The organism is Kosakonia sp. LAM2021, from assembly GCF_016620385.1.
GTDB classification, from domain to species: domain Bacteria; phylum Pseudomonadota; class Gammaproteobacteria; order Enterobacterales; family Enterobacteriaceae; genus Kosakonia; species Kosakonia sacchari.
Map to the genome: position 1 here is coordinate 161,992 of NZ_JAENHT010000009.1, position 21,398 is coordinate 183,389.

The following is a 21,398-nucleotide window of genomic DNA, read 5'->3' on the forward strand; positions in this document are numbered from 1 at the left end:
GTACATGTATACGAAGATTATTGGTACCGGCAGTTATCTGCCTGAGCAGGTTCGGACAAACGCCGATTTAGAAAAAATGGTGGAAACCTCTGACGAGTGGATTGTCAGCCGTACAGGGATCCGTGAGCGCCGCATTGCCGCTGCAAACGAAACAGTTTCGACCATGGGCTATGAAGCCGCTAAGCGTGCGCTTGAGATGGCGGGCATCGATAACGATCAGATTGGCTTGATCATTGTTGCTACCACTTCTGCAACGCATGCTTTCCCGAGTGCCGCTTGCCAAATCCAGAACATGCTGGAAATCAAAGGCTGCCCGGCGTTTGACGTTGCTGCTGCCTGTGCGGGCTTCACCTATGCGCTGAGCATCGCCGATCAGTATGTTAAATCCGGTGCGGTGAAACATGCATTGGTTATTGGTTCTGATGCGCTCGCACGCACATTAGATCCAGACGACCGCGGTACGATTATTCTGTTTGGTGATGGTGCAGGCGCTGTTGTGCTGGGCACTTCCGAAGAACCAGGCATCATCTCCACACATATGCACGCAGACGGGAGTTACGGCGAGTTGCTGACGCTGCCTAATCTTGATCGCGTACACCCGGAAAACCCGACCTATCTGACGATGGCGGGTAACGAAGTATTCAAAGTTGCGGTGACTGAGCTGGCGCGTATTGTTGATGAAACATTGGCAGCCAATAATCTTGAGCGCAGCGAGCTGGACTGGCTGGTGCCGCATCAGGCTAACTTGCGCATTATCAGCGCGACAGCGAAGAAGCTCGGCATGTCGATGGATAGCGTCGTTGTTACGCTGGATCGCCATGGCAACACCTCAGCAGCTTCCGTTCCCAGCGCGCTTGATGAAGCGGTACGCGACGGACGCATTAAACCAGGACAACTTGTCCTGCTGGAAGCGTTTGGTGGCGGGTTCACCTGGGGCTCGGCGCTGGTTCGTTTCTGAGTATAAGGATAAAAAAATGACGCAATTTGCTTTTGTGTTCCCGGGACAAGGCTCCCAAACCGTCGGTATGTTAGCTGATATGGCTGCGGCTTATCCGGTGATTGAAGAGACATTCGCAGAGGCATCTGCTGTTCTGGGTTATGATCTCTGGTCTCTGGTGCAACAAGGCCCGGCGGAAGAACTGAACAAAACCTGGCAGACACAACCGGCGCTGCTGGCCGCTTCTGTCGCGCTTTGGCGCGTATGGCAGCAGCAGGGCGGTAAGACGCCTGCGCTGATGGCGGGGCATAGCCTGGGCGAATACTCCGCATTAGTGTGTGCGGGTGTTATCGCGTTTGCTGATGCGATTCGTTTGGTTGAACTGCGTGGTAAATTCATGCAGGAAGCCGTGCCGGCGGGCACTGGCGCGATGTCTGCTATTATCGGCCTGGATGATGCTTCTATTGCCAAAGCATGTGAAGAATCTGCACAAGGTCAAGTTGTCTCTCCGGTGAACTATAATTCGCCAGGCCAGGTGGTTATCGCCGGTCATAAAGAAGCCGTTGAGCGCGCAGGTGCTGCTTGCAAAGCCGCAGGTGCCAAACGTGCTCTGCCGCTGCCGGTGAGCGTACCGTCGCACTGCGCGCTGATGAAGCCTGCCGCAGAAAAACTGGCCGCTGAATTAAATAACATCACTTTTAACGCGCCGCAGATCCCGGTTGTAAATAACGTGGATGTGAAGTGCGAAACGACGCCAGAAGCGATTCGCGATGCGCTGGTTCGCCAGCTGTACAGCCCCGTGCAATGGACGAAGAGCGTTGAATTTATGGCATCGCAGGGTATTGAACATCTGTATGAAGTTGGCCCGGGTAAGGTCCTCACCGGCCTGACTAAACGTATTGTTGACACCCTGACTGCATCTGCGCTCAACGAGCCGGCTGCCGTGTCAGAGGCACTTGCGCAATAAAAGAGGAAGACCATGAGTTTTGAAGGAAAAATCGCACTGGTAACCGGTGCAAGCCGCGGTATTGGTCGCGCTATTGCTGAAACCCTCGTTGCCCGTGGCGCGAAGGTAATCGGTACGGCGACCAGCGAGAGCGGCGCGCAGGCGATCAGCGACTATTTAGGTGCGAACGGCAAAGGTCTGCTGCTGAATGTGACCGATGCTGCGTCAATCGAATCTGTTCTGGAAAACATTCGCGCAGAATTTGGCGAGGTTGATATTCTGGTAAATAATGCCGGGATCACCCGTGACAATCTGCTGATGCGCATGAAAGAGGATGAGTGGAACGACATTCTCGACACCAATCTTTCATCTGTTTTCCGTCTGTCAAAAGCGGTAATGCGCGCTATGATGAAAAAGCGTCATGGGCGTATTATCACTATCGGTTCTGTGGTTGGTACCATGGGAAATGCTGGTCAGGCCAACTACGCTGCGGCGAAAGCGGGTCTTATCGGTTTCAGTAAATCGCTGGCGCGTGAAGTTGCGTCCCGCGGTATTACTGTAAACGTTGTTGCTCCGGGTTTTATTGAAACGGACATGACGCGTGCGCTGTCTGATGATCAGCGTGCGGGTATTCTGGCGCAGGTTCCTGCGGGTCGCCTTGGCGGTGCTCAGGAAATCGCCAGTGCGGTTGCATTTTTAGCCTCTGACGAGGCAGGTTACATCACTGGTGAAACCCTGCACGTCAATGGCGGAATGTATATGGTTTAACCACGATGAAAATTATTTGCGTTATTAGGGCGAAAGGCCTCAAAATAGCGTAAAATCGTGGTAAGAACTGCCGGGATTTAGTTGCAAATTTTTCAACATTTTATACACTACGAAAACCATCGCGAAAGCGAGTTTTGATAGGAAATTTAAGAGTATGAGCACTATCGAAGAACGCGTTAAGAAAATTATCGGCGAACAGCTGGGCGTTAAGCAGGAAGAAGTTACCAACAATGCTTCCTTCGTTGAAGACCTGGGCGCTGATTCTCTTGACACCGTTGAGCTGGTAATGGCTCTGGAAGAAGAGTTTGATACTGAGATTCCGGACGAAGAAGCTGAGAAGATCACCACCGTTCAGGCTGCCATTGATTACATCAACGGCCACCAGGCGTAAGTGAACATCTCCAGGCGGTCACTCGACCGCCTGAGTTTTATCTGTAGTTATCCCACGAATCTCTTTTTTTATCCCTCCCTGGAGGACAAACGTGTCTAAGCGTCGTGTAGTTGTGACCGGACTTGGCATGTTGTCTCCTGTCGGCAATACCGTAGAGTCTACCTGGAAAGCTCTCCTTGCCGGTCAGAGTGGCATCAGCCTGATCGACCATTTCGATACTAGCGCCTATGCAACCAAATTTGCTGGCTTAGTAAAGGATTTTAACTGTGAAGAAATCATCTCGCGCAAAGAACAGCGCAAGATGGATGACTTCATTCAATATGGAATTGTGGCTGGCGTCCAGGCCATGCAGGATTCCGGCCTTGAAGTCACAGAAGAGAACGCATCCCGTATTGGCGCAGCGATTGGTTCTGGTATCGGCGGCCTCGGCCTGATCGAAGAAAACCACAGTTCCCTCGCCAAGGGTGGGCCGCGTAAAATCAGTCCGTTCTTTGTACCTTCAACGATTGTCAACATGGTGGCGGGTCATCTGACTATCATGTTCGGTCTGCAAGGTCCGAGTATTTCTATCGCGACTGCATGTACCTCTGGTGTGCATAACATCGGTCATGCAGCGCGTATCATTGCTTATGGCGATGCTGACGCAATGCTGGCAGGCGGCGCGGAAAAAGCCAGTACGCCGTTAGGCGTCGGTGGCTTTGGCGCAGCGCGCGCGCTGTCTACCCGCAACGATAACCCGCAGGCGGCAAGCCGTCCGTGGGACAAAGAGCGTGACGGCTTTGTTCTCGGCGATGGCGCTGGCATCATCATGCTGGAAGAGTATGAGCATGCGAAAAAGCGCGGCGCGAAAATTTATGCTGAAATCGTCGGCTTTGGTATGAGCAGCGATGCTTACCACATGACGTCTCCGCCGGAAAATGGTGCGGGCGCCGCGAAGGCGATGGTTAATGCACTGCGTGATGCCGGTATCACCCCAGGCCAGATTGGCTATGTTAATGCGCACGGTACGTCTACGCCAGCGGGCGATATGGCTGAAGCACAGGCCGTGAAATCCGTATTTGGTGATGCGGCTCGCACAGTAATGGTTAGCTCGACCAAATCGATGACCGGCCATCTGTTGGGTGCGGCTGGCGCAGTAGAATCTATCTACTCGATCCTCGCTCTGCGCGATCAGGCTGTTCCGCCGACCATCAACCTGGATAACCCGGACGAAGGTTGCGATCTGGATTTTGTGCCGCATGTTGCACGCCAGGTGAGCGGCATGGAGTACACCCTGTGTAACTCCTTCGGTTTCGGAGGCACCAACGGCTCGTTGATCTTCAAGAAAGTTTGATCATTTAGCTGTGTAATGAAGGCCCGCTTGTCGGGCCTTTTCTATTCGGGTTTATCCCCTTGTCCTGCGCTTTTCATCCTGCCAAACTGTCCGGTCAGATGCATAAGGAGCCCTCTATGTTCTTGATTAATGGTAAAGAGCAGCAATGGCTTGCCGCGAATGATCGGGCGACGCAATTTGGCGATGGCTGTTTTACTACCGCGCGTGTCCTTGACGGGCAAATTCAGTTTTTTGACGCGCATCTCCAGCGCCTGCGTCTTGCCTGTAAACGGCTCCAGATCCCTTATCTCGACTGGGACATACTGGCACAGGAAATGGCGCACCTCGCGAAAGAGAAAGAAGAGGGTGTGGTGAAAGTTATTCTCAGCCGCGGCACTGGCGGAAGAGGCTATAGCGCAGCGGGTTGTGAAACGCCGACGCGAATAGTGTCGGTATCAGCAAGCCCTGCGCATTATGCTCGCTGGCGGCGGGACGGAGTAACACTGGCGCTGAGTGATATTTGCCTCGGACGCAATCCGATGCTCGCCGGGATCAAACACCTTAACCGCCTGGAGCAGGTTTTGATTCGTACCGGGCTTGAGCAGACCTCTGCTGATGAAGCACTGGTGCTGGATAGCGAAGGCTGGCTGGTTGAATGTTGTGCCGCCAATATCTTCTGGCGGCAGGGTAGGAAGGTCTTCACGCCGCGCGTTGATCAGGCCGGTGTTGATGGCATCATGCGTCAATATTGTTTGCGCCAGTTGAAAACTTCCTCTTTTGAGGTTGTCGAAGTCAATGCGCGGCACGATGTGTTGATGCTGGCCGACGAAGTCATTATTTGTAACGCGTTGATGCCGGTTGTCCCCGTCCGCCAATGGGCGGAAAAGCACTGGTCAGCGCGCGATTTGTACCATTTTTTAGCCCCCTTGTGTGAGCACATAAATCCGTCATGAAGAAAATGTTACGTGTAGTTCTCCTCCTGTTGGCTTTGCTGGTTATCGCAGCGGGAGCCGGCGTCTGGAAGGTTCGCCAGCTAGCGGACAGCCAGATCCTGATTAAAGATGAAACCATTTTCACGCTGCCCGCCGGAACCGGTCGTGTGGCGTTGGGTGAATTGCTGTATCGCGAAAAAGTAATTAATCGCCCGCGCGTGTTTCAGTGGCTGTTGCGGCTGGAACCAGATCTTTCACATTTCAAAGCTGGCACCTACCGTTTTACACCCAAGATGACCGTGCGCGAGATGCTGCAGTTACTGGAGAGCGGTAAAGAAGCGCAGTTTCCGCTGCGTCTGGTCGAAGGCATGCGCCTGAGTGATTACCTCAAGCAACTGCGCGACGCACCGTATATTAAGCACACACTGAAAGATGATGATTACGCCACGGTAGCCGAGGCGCTGAAACTGGAACACCCGCAATGGGTTGAAGGCTGGTTCTGGCCCGATACCTGGATGTACACCGCTAATACGACCGACATTGCGTTGCTCAAGCGCGCGCATCAGAAAATGTCGCGTGCGGTGGAGCAAGCCTGGGAAGGGCGCATGGAAGGGCTACCGTATAAAGATCAGAATCAGTTGGTAACGATGGCGTCGATTGTCGAAAAAGAGACGGCTGTCGCCAGCGAACGCGATCAGGTGGCATCCGTCTTTATCAACCGCTTGCGCATTGGGATGCGGCTGCAGACCGATCCGACGGTTATCTACGGGATGGGCGCGCGTTATAATGGTAAGCTGTCGCGCGCCGATCTGGAAACGCCGACCGACTATAACACCTATGTGATTAGCGGTTTGCCGCCTGGCCCCATTGCAACACCTGGTGAGGCTTCGCTGAAAGCGGCGGCGCATCCGGCGAAGACGCCGTATCTCTATTTTGTCGCGGATGGTAAAGGCGGACATACGTTTAATACCAATCTCGCCAGCCATAACCGGGCAGTGCAGGACTACCTGAAAGTACTTAAGGAAAAAAATGGGCAGTAAATACATCGTTATCGAAGGGCTTGAAGGCGCAGGGAAAACCACGGCGCGCGATGTCATCGTTGAGACGCTGAAAGAGCTTGGCGTCGGTGAAATGGTGTTTACGCGTGAACCGGGCGGTACGCTGCTGGCAGAAAAATTGCGTAGCCTGGTGCTGGATATCCGTTCCGTTGGTGATGAAGTCATTACCGATAAAGCCGAAGTTCTGATGTTTTACGCCGCCCGGGTTCAACTGGTAGAAACCGTCATTAAACCCGCACTGGCACGTGGTTGCTGGGTGATCGGCGATCGCCATGATCTCTCAACGCAGGCGTACCAGGGCGGCGGACGAGGCATTGATCAGACCATGCTGGCCACGCTGCGCGATGCCGTACTGGGAGATTTTCGCCCGGATTTGACGCTCTATCTGGATGTCACGCCGGAAGTCGGCCTGAAGCGTGCGCGTGCCCGTGGCGAGTTGGATCGCATTGAACAAGAGTCGCTGGATTTCTTTAATCGTACCCGCGCGCGCTACCTTGAACTGGCTGCGCAAGATGAGCGCATTCGCACCGTTGATGCTACTCAACCGCTGGATAAAGTGATTGCCGACATCCGCCAGACGGTAACAGCCTGGGTGCAGGAGCAGGGCGCATGAAATGGTATCCGTGGCTGCGTCCCGATTTTGAGCAACTGGTTGCCAGTTATCAGAGCGGTCGTGGGCACCACGCGTTGCTGATCCATGCCCTGCCGGGGATGGGCGAAGATGCGTTGATTTACGCCATCAGCCGTTTCCTGTTATGCCAGACACCTGAAGGCCATAAAAGCTGCGGTCACTGCCGCGGCTGTCAGCTTATGCAGGCTGGAACGCACCCTGATTACTATGCATTGGCACCGGAAAAAGGAAAATCCGCGCTGGGCATTGATGCGGTGCGTGAAGTGAGTGAAAAGCTTTACGAACATGCGCGGCTGGGCGGTGCGAAAGTGGTGTGGATCCAGGATGCCGCGTTATTGACCGACGCTGCCGCCAACGCCTTGCTGAAGACGCTGGAAGAGCCGCCCGCGCGCACCTGGTTCTTCCTCGGCTGCCGCGAACCGGCGAGATTATTAGCGACCTTGCGCAGCCGCTGCCGCTTGCACCACCTTGCGCCTCCTGCAGAAAACTACGCCTGTAGCTGGCTTGCACGGGAAGTTACCACCTCGCAAGAGACAATTCTGACCGCATTACGTTTGTGCGCCGGTTCGCCTGGTGCGGCAGAAGCGCTGCTTCAGGACGATGTTTGGGCGCAACGGCAAACGCTTTGCCAGGCGACAGAGGCAGCGCTGAATAACGGTGACTGGCTGGCGATGCTCCCGACACTGAACCACGATAAAGTGGCTGAGCGTTTACAGTGGCTCTCTGCGTTGCTGCTTGATGCATTAAAAATGCAGCAAGGCGCGACGTTGCTCAGCAATGTTGATGCCTTAGCGCTGGTAGAGAAGCTGGCGCGCCAGGTGCAAGCGTCAACGCTGCACGCGCTACTGCATGCTATTTTTACCTGTCGTGAACAGTTGCTTAGTGTGGTTGGGGTTAACCGCGAGTTGCTGCTGACCGATCTATTGTTAACGCTGGAACGTTACCAACAAACAGGCGTAACGCTTCCTGTATCCCATCTGTAAGAGAAGATTATGTTTTTAGTTGATTCGCACTGCCACCTCGATGGCCTGGATTACCACTCTTTGCACAAAGACGTTGATGATGTGCTGGCAAAAGCCGCCGCGCGCGATGTGAAGTTTTGTCTGGCGGTTGCCACGACATTACCGGGTTACCGCGCAATGCGTGAGCTGGTGGGTGAGCGCCCGAACGTGGTCTTTTCCTGCGGTGTGCATCCGCTGAATCAGGATGAAGAGTACGACATTGAAACGCTGCGCCAACTGGCGGCGGAAGAGGGCGTCGTAGCGATGGGAGAAACCGGGCTGGACTATTTTTATACGCCTGAAACGAAGCCGCGCCAGCAGGAATCCTTCCGTAACCATATCCGTATTGGTCGCGAACTGAACAAGCCGGTGATCGTCCATACGCGCGATGCGCGAGAAGATACGCTTGCGATTTTGCAGGAAGAGCGCGTGACGGATTGTGGCGGCGTGTTGCACTGTTTTACCGAAGATCGCGAAACGGCGGGTAAGCTGCTAGATATGGGCTTTTACATCTCATTTTCGGGTATCGTCACCTTCCGCAACGCAGAGCAGTTGCGTGATGCGGCACGTTACATCCCGCTCGATCGCTTACTGGTCGAAACCGATTCGCCTTATCTCGCCCCGGTGCCGCATCGCGGTAAAGAGAATCAGCCAGCGATGACGCGCGATGTGGCGGAATATATGGCGGTGCTGAAAGGCGTTTCTGTCGAAGAACTTGCGCAACAAACGACACAGAACTTTGCCCATTTGTTCCATATTGACCTCTCCCGCCTGCAATCTGCCTGATCTGTCAGCTTATTTTAGTACTCGTAATTAATAAACGATCGGAGTAAAGTTCACCACCATAAAAAAGGCGGTGGCGGTCGTTTTTCATACGGAAGCTGACACCTTTTGTAAATCAATGTGAGTTTCGCGATGGGCGCTAGCTGAAACGTGATAGCCGTCAAACAAACTTTTACTGATTTATTTTACTCTGTGTAATAAATAAAGGGCGCTTAGATGCCCTTCCCACGGCGCGGTTCTCCCCCCTCGCCAATGCGTGAAAGCGTAGAAAAAAGCACTAATACTCAGGAGCACTCTCAATTATGTTTAAGAATGCATTTGCTAACCTGCAGAAGGTCGGTAAATCGCTGATGCTGCCAGTATCCGTACTGCCTATCGCAGGTATCCTGCTGGGCGTCGGTTCTGCAAACTTCAGCTGGCTGCCAGAAGTGGTTTCCCACGTTATGGCCGAAGCGGGCGGTTCCGTTTTTGCTAACATGCCGTTGATTTTCGCTATCGGTGTTGCGCTTGGCTTCACCAATAACGACGGCGTTTCGGCTCTGGCCTCCGTTGTTGCCTATGGCATCATGGTGAAAACCATGGCAGTGGTTGCGCCGCTGGTTCTGCATTTACCTGCTGAAGAAATTGCCGCAAAACACCTGGCTGATACCGGTGTGCTCGGCGGTATTATCTCCGGCGCGATTGCCGCGTATATGTTTAACCGCTTCTATCGCATCAAGCTGCCTGAGTACCTGGGCTTCTTCGCTGGTAAACGTTTCGTGCCGATCATCTCCGGTCTGGCAGCGATTTTCACTGGCGTGATCCTCTCCTTCATTTGGCCGCCGATCGGTACTGCGATTCAAACCTTCTCCCAGTGGGCCGCTTATCAGAACCCGGTTGTGGCGTTCGGTATCTACGGTTTCATTGAGCGTTGCCTGGTGCCGTTTGGTCTGCACCATATCTGGAACGTACCTTTCCAGATGCAGATTGGTGAATTCACCAACGCGGCAGGTCAGGTGTTCCACGGCGATATCCCGCGTTATATGGCGGGTGACCCGACTGCGGGCAAACTGTCTGGCGGCTTCCTGTTCAAAATGTACGGTCTGCCGGCTGCTGCTATCGCTATCTGGCACTCTGCAAAACCGGAAAACCGCGCGAAAGTGGGCGGTATCATGATCTCCGCAGCGCTGACCTCGTTCCTGACCGGTATCACCGAGCCGATCGAGTTCTCCTTCATGTTCGTTGCGCCGATCCTGTACGTTATCCACGCGATTCTGGCTGGTCTGGCATTCCCGATCTGTATCCTGCTGGGTATGCGTGACGGTACATCGTTCTCTCACGGTCTGATTGACTTCATCGTGCTGAGCGGTAACAGCAGCAAACTGTGGCTGTTCCCGGTTATCGGTGCGTGCTACGCGGTGGTTTACTACACCATTTTCCGCGTGCTGATCAAAGCGCTGGATCTGAAAACCCCGGGTCGTGAAGACACCACTGAAGAGAGCAAAACTGGTGTTACCAGCGAAATGGCTCCGGCTCTGGTTACGGCGTTCGGCGGTAAAGAGAACATCACCAACCTGGATGCGTGCATCACGCGTCTGCGTGTCAGCGTGGCTGACGTAGCGAAAGTGGATCAGGCTGGCCTGAAGAAACTGGGTGCTGCGGGTGTGGTTGTTGCTGGTTCCGGTGTGCAGGCAATTTTCGGTACTAAATCCGATAACCTGAAAACCGAAATGGATGAGTACATCCGTAACAACTAAGCCATAGTCTGGGGAGACTGAGGGAGCCTGATGGCTCCCTTTTTTATTGCCCACTGAAAACCACGTTCATGGATGTGGTCAGTAGCAGGTTTTGGTTGCGGATTTACATGTCACGGAGCAGACAACGGTTTCCTTTTCAGTCCGCCGGTATGCCTTTCTTGGCGCAATCAATGTGTTTTTTATAACGGCAAATTTTCACGGTTCTGAAAAAGCAGAAGGAAAAGTCAGTCGCCGTCAACAGGCCGTGTGCTGTTAATCGCCTCCGCGCCCACACACTCGCTGCGATTGCCACCGAATGTGGCTCACAAATGCGCCCACAAACTCACGTCAGGTTTAGCGCTCAACGTACAGAGGTAAAAGATCTGTCATAAACGGCCCGTTGATGCTGGCTGGGTGGAAGCAGGGCCGTTACCGGTGATGGCGGTTTTGGCGGGAGCCACGCGGTTTTTGGAAAACACAATCTGTAGAGCATAAAAAAAGCCCGCGTGTCGTACGGCGGGCTTAGCGAGTGCACTGCTGTGATTATCAGAAGCTGTAACTGGCGCTTACGGAGAAGTTACGCGGCGCACCGTACACACCATAAGTGCCCAGATAATCGTAATACTCTTTATCGAACACGTTGTTCAGATTGGCTTGAACCGCAAAGTTTTTGGTTGCCTGGTAGCGAGTGAAGAGATCCACCACCGTATAACCGCTCTGGGTGATGCGCATATCGCCGCTCGGGCCTTTGATATCCTGCCAGGTTTTATTCTGCCAGCGCGCGCCGCCGCCAACGGAAAGTTCCGGCAGCATCGGCAACTGGTAACGCGTGAACAATTTCATGGTAGTGCGTGCCTGCTCCGGGTTAACGGCTACACCGTCACCATCTTCAGCCATAAAACGGCTGGCACCAAAGGTGAGCTGTAAGTTGTCGGTGAGAGCACCATTGAGCTCAAATTCGACGCCTTTGCTTACCGTGCCGTTGACGGATTTATACGCTGTCTGGCCGCCGGAGTTCGGAATGTACTCGCCTGTCGATACGGCGACATGATCCTGCTCGGTACGGAATACCGCCAGGGTCGCCGTCAGACGTGTGTTATACCAGTCACCCTTGATCCCGGCTTCATAGCTTTTACCGGTTGTAGGTTCCAGGAACTCGCTGTTGATATCGCGCTGGCTGGACGGTTCGAAAATAGAGGTGTAGCTACCGTAAACAGACCAGGTGTCATCAATGTCATAAATCAGACCAGCGTAGGGCGTGACGTCATCGGATTTGCTGTTACGGATCTCATCCGGCTTGCGTTCCAGATTATATTTTGCGCTCCATTCGGTATAACGCGCGCCGAGGATCAAGTGCAGCGGATCGGCTAAAGAGATACGTGTTGCCGCATACAGTGATTTCTGGCGGATCACATCGCGCTGGTAGAGCGCCCAGTTAGACCAACTCGGGTCGGCCAGCGTGTTACCGTTATATTTATGAATGTTGCCGACATCCATCAGGCCGGAATTGTCATTAACCGGGTATGAGTTGTCATAATTATTGCGCTGGCGGCTGTAGCTACCGCCGAACATCACTTCGTGCTGGCGACCAAACAAATCGTACCCACCGCGCACAAACGCATCGATGGAGTCCTGTTTGCGCTCGCCACGGTTCCAGCCGCCCCATGCGCCCTGCCACTGCGAGGCATCATACAGACCGATGGTTTTATCCGGGTAACCGTCGATATACATCAACTTGCTGTCGAAGTTGGTTTCCGCATGCATGGCGTTAACTTTCACCTCCCAGCCGTTGTCAAAACGCTGGGTCAGGTTGGCGAAAATTTTTGAAGAGTCGACATTGGAGTAAGCCCAGTCAGCCGCCGTGTTGAAACCGCGGCGGAAATGCGTGCGGCTGCCGTCGCTATACAGCGACGGGAAACCGCCCCAGGTCGGGCTGTCTTCTTCACTTTCCTGATAGTCATAGCCAAGAGAAAGGGTGGTGGAGTCGGTGATATCCGCATCCACTACGCCGGTGACGAATTTTTTGCGGTAGTGGTTACGTTCAACCCACGAATCTTTATCCTGGTAACCGGTGATAACCCGGCCGCGCACGTTGCCGGATTCGGTCAGCGGTGCTTGCAGATCCAGCACATAGCGCTGATCGTTCCAGCTACCGTAAGTCGCGGTTGCGGTTCCTTTAAATTCTTTGCTGTCGGCATGTTTACGCACCATGTTGACATAAGCAGAGGGATTGCCTGTTCCACTCATCAAACCGGCCGCGCCGCGCACCACTTCAATCTTGTCATAAATTGCCGTGTCGCCTGCGGTATCTCCAAAATTCCAGCGGTTATCAAGGAATGTCGGCATATCTTCATAAGCAAAGTTACTGACGAAAAAGCCGCGCGCGAAGAAGTTCGTGCGGTGGGTATCAATGCGCGATGCGCTGACGCCAATCGTATTATCCAGCACTTGTTCGATGGTATTTAACTGCTGATCCTGCATACGCTGCTGGCTGACTACACTCACTGATTGCGGGATGTCACGCGGAACCAGTAACAGCTTGGTGCCTGTGGTGGTGGTTTTCACGCTGTAGTCTTGTGCCTGGCTGTCAGCGGTGCTTAACGCTGCGCCATCAACCACAACCGTATCTTCAGATGTTGCAGCGGTATCGGCCGCAAACGCAGCAGAGTGCACTAAAGCCATTGCAATGCAGGCGGCAAGCAGAGACGGTGTGGCGGCTAACGAACGCGCTTCGTTCCTGGCATGATGAGTGAAAGACATGAATAAACCCTTAATGGTGCGTTAGAGGGAAAGCCTTGCCGCGATACGTTGTCGCGTCAGGCGGGTTTTGTAATTCGTCTGGTAATAATTGCGCATGAAAATGCAAATGCGAAATATACGCATTCACTTCATGAATGTAAACAGATGTAATATTCACCACCGAAATGCCATTTCACCGCCAGGCCGCTTAAATAGAGTCGATTTGCACGCCAGCAAAGCCGGAAAGGTGAAAGAAAAACAGCGTTTTGGTTGAAACAATAAGAGAATCTCGATCATACTCTAGGGCACGTAATTGACGACGGCTGCGGGCTGGCTCCGCGTACATAAAAGGAAAACGTCATGGCTGAAGAAACCATTTTCAGTAAAATCATTCGCCGCGAAATTCCCTCGGATATTGTTTACCAGGACGAACTGGTTACCGCTTTTCGCGACATCTCTCCGCAGGCTCCAACCCATATCCTGATTGTGCCAAACATCCTGATCCCAACCGTGAACGACGTGACCGAAGCGCACGAGCAGGCGCTGGGGCGCATGGTGACGGTTGCGGCGAAAATCGCCCGCGATGAGGGGATTGCTGAAGACGGTTACCGTTTGATCATGAACTGTAATCGTCATGGCGGGCAGGAGGTTTACCATATTCATATGCACCTGCTCGGCGGGCGCGCATTAGGGCCGATGCTGGCTCATAAAGGTCTTTGATATGACGAACGGGCGTGTCGCGTTATGGCTGGCAGCGCTGGCTCTGGTGGGGTGCAGTTCACGCCCAACGATCCCGGTCGCCGACGACCAGACGTTAGTGATGGAATCGAGCATTCTGGCCTCAGGGATTATCGCGCAGCCGCCGACGTTAAGTACGCAGGAACTCCAGCCTTCCGCGTCTTCACGGTTGTTTAATGAACGACAGCAGCCCGTTACCGTGCATTATCGTTTTTTCTGGTATGACGCCAGAGGTCTGGAAATGCACCCGCTGGAAGCGCCGCGTACCGTCACGATCCCGGGGAATTCGGGCGTGACGCTGTATGGCAGCGCCAACTATTTGGGTGCGCACAGCGTCAGACTTTATCTTTACCTGTAAGGGGTGACTCTTGATTAAAACTATTGGACGCTACGCGCTTTTGACAACCCTGGCCGTGCTGCTTGCGGGCTGTATTAGCGATCAGCAACCCGCGCCGGTTGATCAGGCGGGTGGTGCAGGCACGCCGCAACAACCCACGCCGGTACAGCCGCAGCAACCGGTGCCGGAGGTGCCTTCTGTCCCGACGCTGCCGCAGCAGCAACCGGGGCCGATTGAGCACCAGGATCAAACGGGGCAGCCCGCGCCGCGCGAGCGTCATTTTGACTGGAATGGCGCCGTTCAGCCGATGGTCGGCAAAATGTTGCAGGCCAGCGGTGCGAACGCAGGCAGCGTGCTGTTAGTGGATAGCGTCAATAACCGAACCAACGGTTCCATCAACACGGGCGAAGCAACGGGTGTGGTGCGCAACGCGTTAGCAAATAACGGTAAATTTACGCTTGTTACCGAGCAGCAACTGGCGGTCGCGAAGCAGCAACTGGGGCTCTCTCCACAGGACAGCCTCGGTACGCGCAGTAAAGCCATCGGTATCGCCCGTAACGTCGGGGCGCAGTATGTGCTCTACTCCAACGCGACCGGGAATGTCAACGCACCGGCGCTGCAAATGCAATTGATGCTGGTACAGACCGGCGAAATTATCTGGTCGGGTAAAGGTGCGGTTCAGCAACAATAAACAGACGCGTGACGAGGTGTTGTCACGCTACTTTCCGACCTATACTCCCGTCGCCAGCCAGAATACCGGCCTCAGCGGCGGGAGTTGTCTTATTAGCGATGGACGGCATACGCTGGTGCTGCGAAAACGGCACCAGGCGACATCATCGCCTTTTCTGCGTCAGTATCGCTTACTCCGCCGCTTGCCCGCTTCTATTGCTCCACGCCCGCGCTTATTCACCGGCGAGTGGATGGCGGTCGATTATCTACCCGGCGAGGTCTGCGCCGTGCTGCCACAGGCCAGGGTGCTGGTGCCATTACTCCATGATTTACACCGACAGCCGCTGTTTGGCTGGCGGATAACTTTATTGCCGCTGCTTGAGGGGTACTGGCAGCAGAGCGCACGTTCGCGGCGGACGCCGTTATGGCTGCGCCAGTTAAAGCAGTTGCGGCAACAAAAAGAGCCTGTGCCGCTACGGCTGGCACCGTTACATATGGATGTCCACGCCGGAAACCTGGTGCAGAGTGCCTCGGGGTTGCGGCTGATCGACTGGGAATATGCGGGCGACGGCGATGTCGCGCTGGAATTGGCGTCAATATGGACGAAAAACGAAGCAGAGCGGCAGGAACTGGTGAATCACTATGCGCAACAGGCTGCCATCAATCCCGCTCAGCTGTGGCGCCAGGTCCGGCGCTGGCGTCCGTGGGTTCTGATGCTGATGGCTGGCTGGTATGAGTGCCGCTGGCAGCAAACGGGCGATCAACAATTTATTACGCTGGCGAATGAAATATGGCGTCAGTTAGCGACAAAAGAATAAGAGAGGTAAATGTGGGCCCAGTGATGTTGGATGTGGAAGGGTACGAACTGGATGCGGAAGAGCGCGAGATTCTGGCACACCCGCTGGTTGGTGGCCTGATCCTTTTTACCCGTAATTATCACGATCCCGAGCAATTACGGGAGCTGGTGCGCCAGATCCGCAGCGCTTCGCATCATCGTCTGGTGGTGGCGGTCGATCAGGAAGGCGGGCGTGTTCAGCGCTTTCGTGAGGGCTTTACGCGTTTACCCGCCGCACAATCCTTTGCTGCTTTGCTTGGGCTGGAGGAGGGCGGTCGCCTGGCGCAGGAAGCGGGTTGGCTAATGGCCAGCGAAATGATCGCCATGGATATCGACATTAGTTTTGCCCCGGTGCTGGATGTTGGGCATATTAGCGCGGCGATTGGCGAGCGTTCGTATCATGAAGATCCGGTGAAAGCGCTGACTATGGCGACGCGCTTTATCGATGGAATGCACAGCGCAGGGATGAAAACTACCGGTAAACACTTTCCCGGTCACGGGGCGGTTACGGCCGATTCCCATAAAGAGACGCCACGCGATTCGCGTCCACACGGCGAGATCCGCGCGCATGATATGACGATTTTCCGCAACCTCATTGAGCAAAACAAACTCGATGCAATTATGCCCGCGCATGTGATCTATACCGGCGCAGATCCGCGTCCGGCCAGCGGCTCTCCATATTGGCTGAAAACGGTGTTACGCGGCGAGCTGGGTTTTGACGGCGTGATTTTTTCGGATGATTTGTCAATGGAAGGCGCGGCTATCATGGGAAGTTACGCTGAACGTGGGCAAGCATCGCTGGATGCCGGTTGCGATATGATCCTGGTCTGTAATAATCGTAAAGGCGCGGTAAGCGTGTTGGATAACCTGTCGCCGATCAATGCGCAACGTGTTACGCATTTGTATCATAAAGGTTCATATTCTCGTCAGGAGTTGATGAGCTCGGCGCGCTGGAAGGCTGCTCATAACGAACTGGAGCAGTTGCATGCACGCTGGCAGGAGCACAAAGAGGCTCGTTAATTCCTGCGGACGCGATGTCGAAGTGGTGAGGATACCATGATTATCTATTTACACGGTTTTGACTCAAACAGCCCCGGCAACCATGAAAAAGTGTTGCAGCTGCAGTTTATTGATCCGGATGTGCGTCTGATTAGCTACAGCACGCGCCATCCGAAGCATGATATGCAGCACCTGCTGAAAGAAGTGGATAAGATGTTGCAGCTCAATATCGACGAGCGCCCGCTAATTTGCGGTGTCGGCCTTGGCGGTTACTGGGCAGAGCGCATCGGTTTCCTGTGCGATATCCGTCAGGTGATCCTCAATCCTAACCTGTTTCCTTACGAAAACATGGAAGGGAAAATTGACCGCCCGGAAGAGTACCAGGACATTGCCACCAAATGCGTGTCTAACTTTCGTGAGAAAAATCGAGATCGCTGCCTGGTGATCCTCTCACGCCAGGATGAAGCACTGAACAGCCAGCGCTCAGCCGAGGAGTTACATCCCTACTACGAAATTGTCTGGGACGAAGAACAGTCGCATAAATTCAAGAACATCTCGCCGCATCTCCAGCGTATCAAAGCCTTTAAAACCCTCGGTTAATCCTCCCTTCCGGCAGGTTATCTTACCTGCCGGCGTCATTTTATCTGTGCCTTTCGCCGGGCATTATTTTGTCTGTCGGCTACACTTGCTCATCTTTTAAGCATCAAAACTTGATGCATATCAATTTTGGTATGACCATTGAACCGTTCGTGTTATTCTCGACGTCAATATCTGGTTGTGAGTGCGTAACTTGTTGTTAATTAAAAGCTATTTTTATAACCTTTAGTTAACAATTGGTTAATATTTTAGGGGGTCACGTTGACTACACCATTGAAGAAAATTGTAATTGTAGGCGGTGGTGCTGGTGGTCTGGAACTGGCGACGCAGTTAGGTAAAAAGCTTGGCCGCGGCAAAAAAGCGAAAATCACGCTTGTCGATCGTAACCACAGCCATTTGTGGAAGCCGTTGCTGCACGAAGTGGCAACCGGTTCGCTGGATGAGGGTGTCGATGCGCTGAGCTACCTGGCACATGCGCGTAATCATCATTTTCAGTTCCAGCTCGGTTCTGTCGTCGATATTAATCGTGAAAGCAAAACCATTACGCTTGCTGAACTGCGCGATGAGAAAGGCGATTTGCTGGTTCCGGAACGTAAACTGGCCTATGACACGCTGGTAATGGCGCTCGGCAGTACCTCGAACGACTTCAACACGCCTGGCGTGAAAGAGCACTGTATTTTCCTCGACAACCCGCACCAGGCACGCCGTTTCCACCAGGAGATGCTCAATCTATTCCTGAAATATTCGGCGAACCTTGGCGCTAACGGCAAAGTTAATATTGCGATTGTTGGCGGTGGGGCAACCGGTGTTGAACTCTCTGCGGAGCTGCACAACGCGGTGAAACAGCTGCACAGTTATGGTTATAAAGGCCTGACAAACGAAGCGCTGAATGTGACGCTGGTGGAAGCTGGCGAACGTATTCTGCCTGCGCTGCCGCCACGTATTTCCGGTGCCGCGCATAACGAGTTGACCAAAATGGGCGTACGCGTACTGACCCAAACGATGGTGACCAGCGCCGATGAAGGCGGTCTGCACACGAAAGAGGGCGAATACATCAACGCCGATCTGATGGTGTGGGCGGCGGGTATTAAAGCGCCGGACTTTATGAAAGAAATTGGCGGGCTGGAAACCAACCGCATTAACCAGCTGGTGGTCGAACCAACATTACAAACCACTCGCGATGCGGACATTTACGCAATTGGCGATTGCGCGTCGTGCGCACGACCGGAAGGTGGTTTTGTACCGCCGCGTGCGCAGGCTGCTCACCAGATGGCAAGTCTTGCTTTGCATAACATTCTGGCGCAGGTCAAAGGTAAACCGCTGAAATCGTATGTCTATAAAGATCATGGCTCGCTGGTTTCCTTGTCCAATTTCTCAACCGTTGGCAGTCTGATGGGCAACCTGATGCGCGGTTCGATGATGGTTGAAGGCCGTATCGCACGCTTTGTGTATATCTCGCTGTACCGTATGCACCAGGTCGCGCTGCATGGGTATTTCAAAACGGGCCTGATGATGCTGGTCGGCAGTATTAACCGGGTGATCCGCCCGCGTCTCAAATTGCACTAACGCTGTTCTGCTCCCTGGGCGTTCTCTGCCCAGGGAGCAGCATATCGCGCTACAGGTGGTGTTAAACCGCTCGGATAACTCTGAATGTCGTCATTTTCCTGCTCACTATCCCTCTTTTTACGCTCTTTCTGATTGGCTTCCTTGCTTGCGAAGTTGCAAAATTGTTACCAATAGCAAACAGGGAGAGAATCCTGATGAACAAATCAATGTTAGCGGGTATCGGTATTGGCGTGGCCGCTGCACTGGGCGTTGCCGCAGTTGCCAGCCTGAACGTGTTTGAGCGCGGTCCTCAGTACGCGCAAGTGGTTTCTGCGACGCCAATCAAGGAAACGGTTAAAACGCCACGTCAGGAGTGTCGAAATGTGACAGTGACGCATCGTCGTCCCGTACAAGATGAAAACCGTATTACCGGTTCTGTTCTTGGCGCGGTGGCGGGGGGCGTGCTGGGGCACCAGTTTGGTGGTGGTCGCGGTAAAGATGTCGCCACGGTCGTTGGTGCGCTGGGAGGCGGTTACGCCGGTAATCAGATTCAGGGTGGGATGCAAGAAAGGGATACCTACACTACGAACCAGCAACGTTGCAGCACCGTGTATGACAAGTCAGAAAAAATGCTCGGTTATGACGTGACGTATAAAATTGGTGACCAGCAGGGGAAAATCCGCATGGATAAAGATCCTGGTACGCAAATTCCACTGGATGGCAATGGTCAACTGGTTTTGAATAACAAAGCGTAAAACAGAAGTACTCTGCATGTTGGCTCCTCATCGCTCAGGCTGAGGAGCCTTTTTTCATTAAAAAAGCCTCACATTTCTGCAAGGCTTTAATCAGTCAAATAAAGTCGTGTTGGCGAACTAGCAGCAGGCCTGTTATCACAATCGAGATAAATGCAAACAGTACTGAACCACCCAACAGAACCCACAGACCAAATAATAATGTTATTACTATTAACACTTTAATGAATGGTAATAGCAAAATCATCTCCATTTTCCTTCTGCATGTGTTAAGTACAGGTAAATACCCTTTATCCTCGAAAGTCGTTCAATACGGCACTTAGGGTGAGAGCAAAGGAAGCAAGTACACAACCGCATCATCATGATGCTCGTTATTTGTATCATCCGGGCTAATCATTAGCCGCGCAATAATCACAATTAAGAATAGCAAAGCATGGGAAAACGCTGATAGATTTTACCTATTATTGAAATGTGATATCTCTATCACAGAGGCGAGATGAGACGGTTTCCCGTCTCATTTTTTTTCAGGCTTTGATCAAATCTGGCCACAGTCGCAGGGTGGTTTGAATGATTTGCAGCAGTTTTTCACAACTTGCGCCTTCACGCGCGCTGATGGACATGCCCTGCAAGATACATCCTAAAAACTGCGCTAATGCGAGCGTGTCAACCGCTTGCGGAATTTCGCCGCGTAGCTGGCGAGCGGTGAGGAACTGACGCAGCGTCTCTTCCTGCTGCGCATGGCGGGATTTTATGGTGTTCGCAATTGCCTGTGACGATGCCGCCAGCGTCGCTGAGGTGTTGATCATAAAGCACCCGGCGGGCGTATCCGTGCTGGTAAAACACTTCGCCACGGCGGTGAAGTAATCTCGCAGCGCGCTTTCCACAGATTTTTCTTCGCACAACAACTGCGCTTCGTGCTGACGCGCGAAGCGGGTGATGTAACGATCGAGGACGGCGCGAAACAGCCCCTCTTTGTTGGTGAACTCGGCATACAACGTCGGCGCTTTCGCACCGGTCGCTTCGACGAGATCGGATAATGATGTGGCTTCGTAACCATGTTGCCAAAATAGCGTCATGGCTTTGTCGAGCGCCGCTTCCCTGTCGAACACTTTCGGTCGGCCACGGCTTTTTTTGGTGCAACTGCTGACTTCACTGGTCATATCGCCGCCTAACCTTTGTTAGTTTGTTGAATGACCATTATAAAAATATTCCCGACAGATAACCAGCAGCAAATTAGCACATATCGATAAATCATATCGTTATGAATTTTAAATGAATTTTATTTTATTTAATGATCGTTATAAAAAACCATTGACGCCTGATGCAGATCACATCTACGATTTGTGTATCGATCGTTAACTTAATGTTTAACGACATCCTTCACCTGCATCCAGGAAAGACATCATGAAAAATATCACTGCGCTGTTTACTGCTGCTGTACTGAGTTCTCTCTCTTTCGCCAGTTTCGCTGCTGTTGAAGTGCAATCTGCGCCGGCAGGCCAGCAGGAAGTGGCAACCGTTGGTGTGCGTGCGAACTCCAACCTCGCCTCTGTTGAAGATCAACTGGCACAGAAAGCCGATCAACTGGGCGCTAAATCGTTTCGCATCACCTCTGTGACCGGCTCCGATAACCTGCACGGCACGGCTGTTCTTTACAAATAAGCGCAACACATTACGCCACAGTTATATAAAAAAGGCCCCGCGAATTATCGC

General features: G+C 53.2%; 22 protein-coding genes. 20 read left to right on the top strand and 2 right to left on the bottom strand.

Features of this window, described 5'->3' with window-relative positions:
• The first annotated feature begins 4 nt into the window (after positions 1-4).
• The 11 genes from JKP81_RS18465 to ptsG all read left to right on the top strand — a co-directional run bounded on the left by JKP81_RS18465 (position 5) and on the right by ptsG (position 10,495).
• On the top strand, positions 5-958 hold the full coding sequence (locus tag JKP81_RS18465; protein ID WP_200552857.1) for a beta-ketoacyl-ACP synthase III: 954 nt from the start codon (positions 5-7) through the stop codon (positions 956-958).
• 16 nt (positions 959-974) lie between these two features.
• Positions 975-1,904 (top strand): ACP S-malonyltransferase, encoded by a 930-nt coding sequence (gene fabD / locus JKP81_RS18470; protein ID WP_200552858.1) that lies wholly within the window; start codon positions 975-977, stop codon positions 1,902-1,904.
• Between the two features lie 12 nt (positions 1,905-1,916).
• The gene (gene fabG, locus JKP81_RS18475; RefSeq protein WP_017456423.1) at positions 1,917-2,651 is read left to right on the top strand and encodes a 3-oxoacyl-ACP reductase FabG; all 735 of its coding nucleotides are present in this window, start codon (positions 1,917-1,919) and stop codon (positions 2,649-2,651) included.
• Between the two features lie 154 nt (positions 2,652-2,805).
• Positions 2,806-3,042 (top strand): acyl carrier protein, encoded by a 237-nt coding sequence (acpP, locus tag JKP81_RS18480; RefSeq protein WP_000103754.1) that lies wholly within the window; start codon positions 2,806-2,808, stop codon positions 3,040-3,042.
• A 91-nt stretch (positions 3,043-3,133) separates the two neighbouring features.
• Entirely contained in the window at positions 3,134-4,375 is a 1,242-nt protein-coding gene (fabF, locus tag JKP81_RS18485; protein WP_200552859.1) for a beta-ketoacyl-ACP synthase II, read from the top strand.
• Positions 4,376-4,491: 116 nt separating this feature from the next.
• A complete protein-coding gene (pabC, locus tag JKP81_RS18490) occupies positions 4,492-5,307 on the top strand; it encodes an aminodeoxychorismate lyase (protein ID WP_200552860.1) in 816 nt (271 codons plus the stop codon).
• Positions 5,304-6,326 carry a cell division protein YceG gene (gene yceG / locus JKP81_RS18495; RefSeq protein WP_017456426.1) on the top strand — a complete coding sequence of 341 codons (1,023 nt, stop codon included), beginning with the start codon at positions 5,304-5,306 and terminating at the stop codon, positions 6,324-6,326. The genes pabC and yceG overlap by 4 nt, the downstream gene beginning before the upstream one ends.
• A complete protein-coding gene (gene tmk / locus JKP81_RS18500) occupies positions 6,316-6,957 on the top strand; it encodes a dTMP kinase (RefSeq protein WP_200552861.1) in 642 nt (213 codons plus the stop codon). Before yceG ends, tmk begins: the two co-directional genes overlap by 11 nt.
• Positions 6,954-7,958 carry a DNA polymerase III subunit delta' gene (holB, locus tag JKP81_RS18505; protein WP_200552862.1) on the top strand — a complete coding sequence of 335 codons (1,005 nt, stop codon included), beginning with the start codon at positions 6,954-6,956 and terminating at the stop codon, positions 7,956-7,958. The genes tmk and holB overlap by 4 nt, the downstream gene beginning before the upstream one ends.
• A 9-nt stretch (positions 7,959-7,967) precedes the next feature.
• Positions 7,968-8,762 (top strand): metal-dependent hydrolase, encoded by a 795-nt coding sequence (locus JKP81_RS18510; protein ID WP_200552863.1) that lies wholly within the window; start codon positions 7,968-7,970, stop codon positions 8,760-8,762.
• Positions 8,763-9,061: 299 nt separating this feature from the next.
• Entirely contained in the window at positions 9,062-10,495 is a 1,434-nt protein-coding gene (ptsG, locus tag JKP81_RS18515) for a PTS glucose transporter subunit IIBC (RefSeq protein ID WP_200552864.1), read from the top strand.
• A 525-nt stretch (positions 10,496-11,020) separates the two neighbouring features.
• On the opposite strand, the gene fhuE is transcribed toward ptsG, so the two are convergent.
• On the bottom strand, positions 11,021-13,234 hold the full coding sequence (fhuE, locus tag JKP81_RS18520) for a ferric-rhodotorulic acid/ferric-coprogen receptor FhuE (protein ID WP_200552865.1): 2,214 nt from the start codon (positions 13,232-13,234) through the stop codon (positions 11,021-11,023).
• 339 nt (positions 13,235-13,573) lie between these two features.
• On the opposite strand from fhuE, the gene hinT reads away from it, so the two are divergent.
• The 8 genes from hinT (at position 13,574) to JKP81_RS18560 (ending at position 19,688) form a co-directional block, all read left to right on the top strand.
• The gene (gene hinT / locus JKP81_RS18525; RefSeq protein ID WP_200552866.1) at positions 13,574-13,933 is read left to right on the top strand and encodes a purine nucleoside phosphoramidase; all 360 of its coding nucleotides are present in this window, start codon (positions 13,574-13,576) and stop codon (positions 13,931-13,933) included.
• 1 nt (position 13,934) lies between these two features.
• Positions 13,935-14,309 carry a YcfL family protein gene (locus tag JKP81_RS18530; RefSeq protein ID WP_200552867.1) on the top strand — a complete coding sequence of 125 codons (375 nt, stop codon included), beginning with the start codon at positions 13,935-13,937 and terminating at the stop codon, positions 14,307-14,309.
• A 10-nt stretch (positions 14,310-14,319) separates the two neighbouring features.
• The gene (gene lpoB, locus JKP81_RS18535; protein ID WP_200552868.1) at positions 14,320-14,979 is read left to right on the top strand and encodes a penicillin-binding protein activator LpoB; all 660 of its coding nucleotides are present in this window, start codon (positions 14,320-14,322) and stop codon (positions 14,977-14,979) included.
• Positions 14,960-15,775, top strand: a complete 816-nt coding sequence (thiK, locus tag JKP81_RS18540; protein WP_200552869.1) for a thiamine kinase — start codon at positions 14,960-14,962, stop codon at positions 15,773-15,775. The genes lpoB and thiK overlap by 20 nt, the downstream gene beginning before the upstream one ends.
• 11 nt (positions 15,776-15,786) lie before the next feature.
• Positions 15,787-16,812, top strand: coding sequence for a beta-N-acetylhexosaminidase (gene nagZ, locus JKP81_RS18545; protein WP_200552870.1), 1,026 nt, complete (start codon positions 15,787-15,789; stop codon positions 16,810-16,812).
• Positions 16,813-16,848: 36 nt separating this feature from the next.
• Positions 16,849-17,391: an alpha/beta hydrolase YcfP gene (gene ycfP / locus JKP81_RS18550; protein WP_020457464.1), complete on the top strand. Its 543-nt coding sequence runs from the start codon at positions 16,849-16,851 to the stop codon at positions 17,389-17,391.
• Positions 17,392-17,649: 258 nt separating this feature from the next.
• Complete coding sequence (locus JKP81_RS18555; protein ID WP_200552871.1) at positions 17,650-18,954, top strand: NAD(P)/FAD-dependent oxidoreductase; 1,305 nt, start codon at positions 17,650-17,652, stop codon at positions 18,952-18,954.
• A gap of 194 nt (positions 18,955-19,148) precedes the next feature.
• On the top strand, positions 19,149-19,688 hold the full coding sequence (locus tag JKP81_RS18560) for a glycine zipper 2TM domain-containing protein (protein WP_065368729.1): 540 nt from the start codon (positions 19,149-19,151) through the stop codon (positions 19,686-19,688).
• A 521-nt stretch (positions 19,689-20,209) separates the two neighbouring features.
• Here JKP81_RS18560 and JKP81_RS18565 read toward each other — a convergent pair.
• Positions 20,210-20,845: a TetR/AcrR family transcriptional regulator gene (locus JKP81_RS18565; RefSeq protein ID WP_065368728.1), complete on the bottom strand. Its 636-nt coding sequence runs from the start codon at positions 20,843-20,845 to the stop codon at positions 20,210-20,212.
• Positions 20,846-21,089: 244 nt separating this feature from the next.
• Between JKP81_RS18565 and JKP81_RS18570 the strand changes: the two genes are divergently transcribed.
• Complete coding sequence (locus JKP81_RS18570; RefSeq protein WP_200552872.1) at positions 21,090-21,347, top strand: DUF1471 domain-containing protein; 258 nt, start codon at positions 21,090-21,092, stop codon at positions 21,345-21,347.
• Positions 21,348-21,398 lie beyond the last annotated feature (51 nt).

What these genes read in the sequence shown, in the direction of transcription:
- JKP81_RS18465 (WP_200552857.1), top strand. Translation starts at nt 5, where the DNA reads ATGTATACGAAGATTATTGGTACCGGCAGTTATCTGCCTGAGCAGGTT.
- fabD (WP_200552858.1), top strand. Translation starts at nt 975, where the DNA reads ATGACGCAATTTGCTTTTGTGTTCCCGGGACAAGGCTCCCAAACCGTC.
- fabG (WP_017456423.1), top strand. Translation starts at nt 1,917, where the DNA reads ATGAGTTTTGAAGGAAAAATCGCACTGGTAACCGGTGCAAGCCGCGGT.
- acpP (WP_000103754.1), top strand. Translation starts at nt 2,806, where the DNA reads ATGAGCACTATCGAAGAACGCGTTAAGAAAATTATCGGCGAACAGCTG.
- pabC (WP_200552860.1), top strand. Translation starts at nt 4,492, where the DNA reads ATGTTCTTGATTAATGGTAAAGAGCAGCAATGGCTTGCCGCGAATGAT.
- yceG (WP_017456426.1), top strand. Translation starts at nt 5,304, where the DNA reads ATGAAGAAAATGTTACGTGTAGTTCTCCTCCTGTTGGCTTTGCTGGTT.
- tmk (WP_200552861.1), top strand. Translation starts at nt 6,316, where the DNA reads ATGGGCAGTAAATACATCGTTATCGAAGGGCTTGAAGGCGCAGGGAAA.
- holB (WP_200552862.1), top strand. Translation starts at nt 6,954, where the DNA reads ATGAAATGGTATCCGTGGCTGCGTCCCGATTTTGAGCAACTGGTTGCC.
- JKP81_RS18510 (WP_200552863.1), top strand. Translation starts at nt 7,968, where the DNA reads ATGTTTTTAGTTGATTCGCACTGCCACCTCGATGGCCTGGATTACCAC.
- ptsG (WP_200552864.1), top strand. Translation starts at nt 9,062, where the DNA reads ATGTTTAAGAATGCATTTGCTAACCTGCAGAAGGTCGGTAAATCGCTG.
- fhuE (WP_200552865.1), bottom strand. Translation starts at nt 13,234, where the DNA reads ATGTCTTTCACTCATCATGCCAGGAACGAAGCGCGTTCGTTAGCCGCC.
- hinT (WP_200552866.1), top strand. Translation starts at nt 13,574, where the DNA reads ATGGCTGAAGAAACCATTTTCAGTAAAATCATTCGCCGCGAAATTCCC.
- JKP81_RS18530 (WP_200552867.1), top strand. Translation starts at nt 13,935, where the DNA reads ATGACGAACGGGCGTGTCGCGTTATGGCTGGCAGCGCTGGCTCTGGTG.
- ycfP (WP_020457464.1), top strand. Translation starts at nt 16,849, where the DNA reads ATGATTATCTATTTACACGGTTTTGACTCAAACAGCCCCGGCAACCAT.
- JKP81_RS18560 (WP_065368729.1), top strand. Translation starts at nt 19,149, where the DNA reads ATGAACAAATCAATGTTAGCGGGTATCGGTATTGGCGTGGCCGCTGCA.
- JKP81_RS18565 (WP_065368728.1), bottom strand. Translation starts at nt 20,845, where the DNA reads ATGACCAGTGAAGTCAGCAGTTGCACCAAAAAAAGCCGTGGCCGACCG.
- JKP81_RS18570 (WP_200552872.1), top strand. Translation starts at nt 21,090, where the DNA reads ATGAAAAATATCACTGCGCTGTTTACTGCTGCTGTACTGAGTTCTCTC.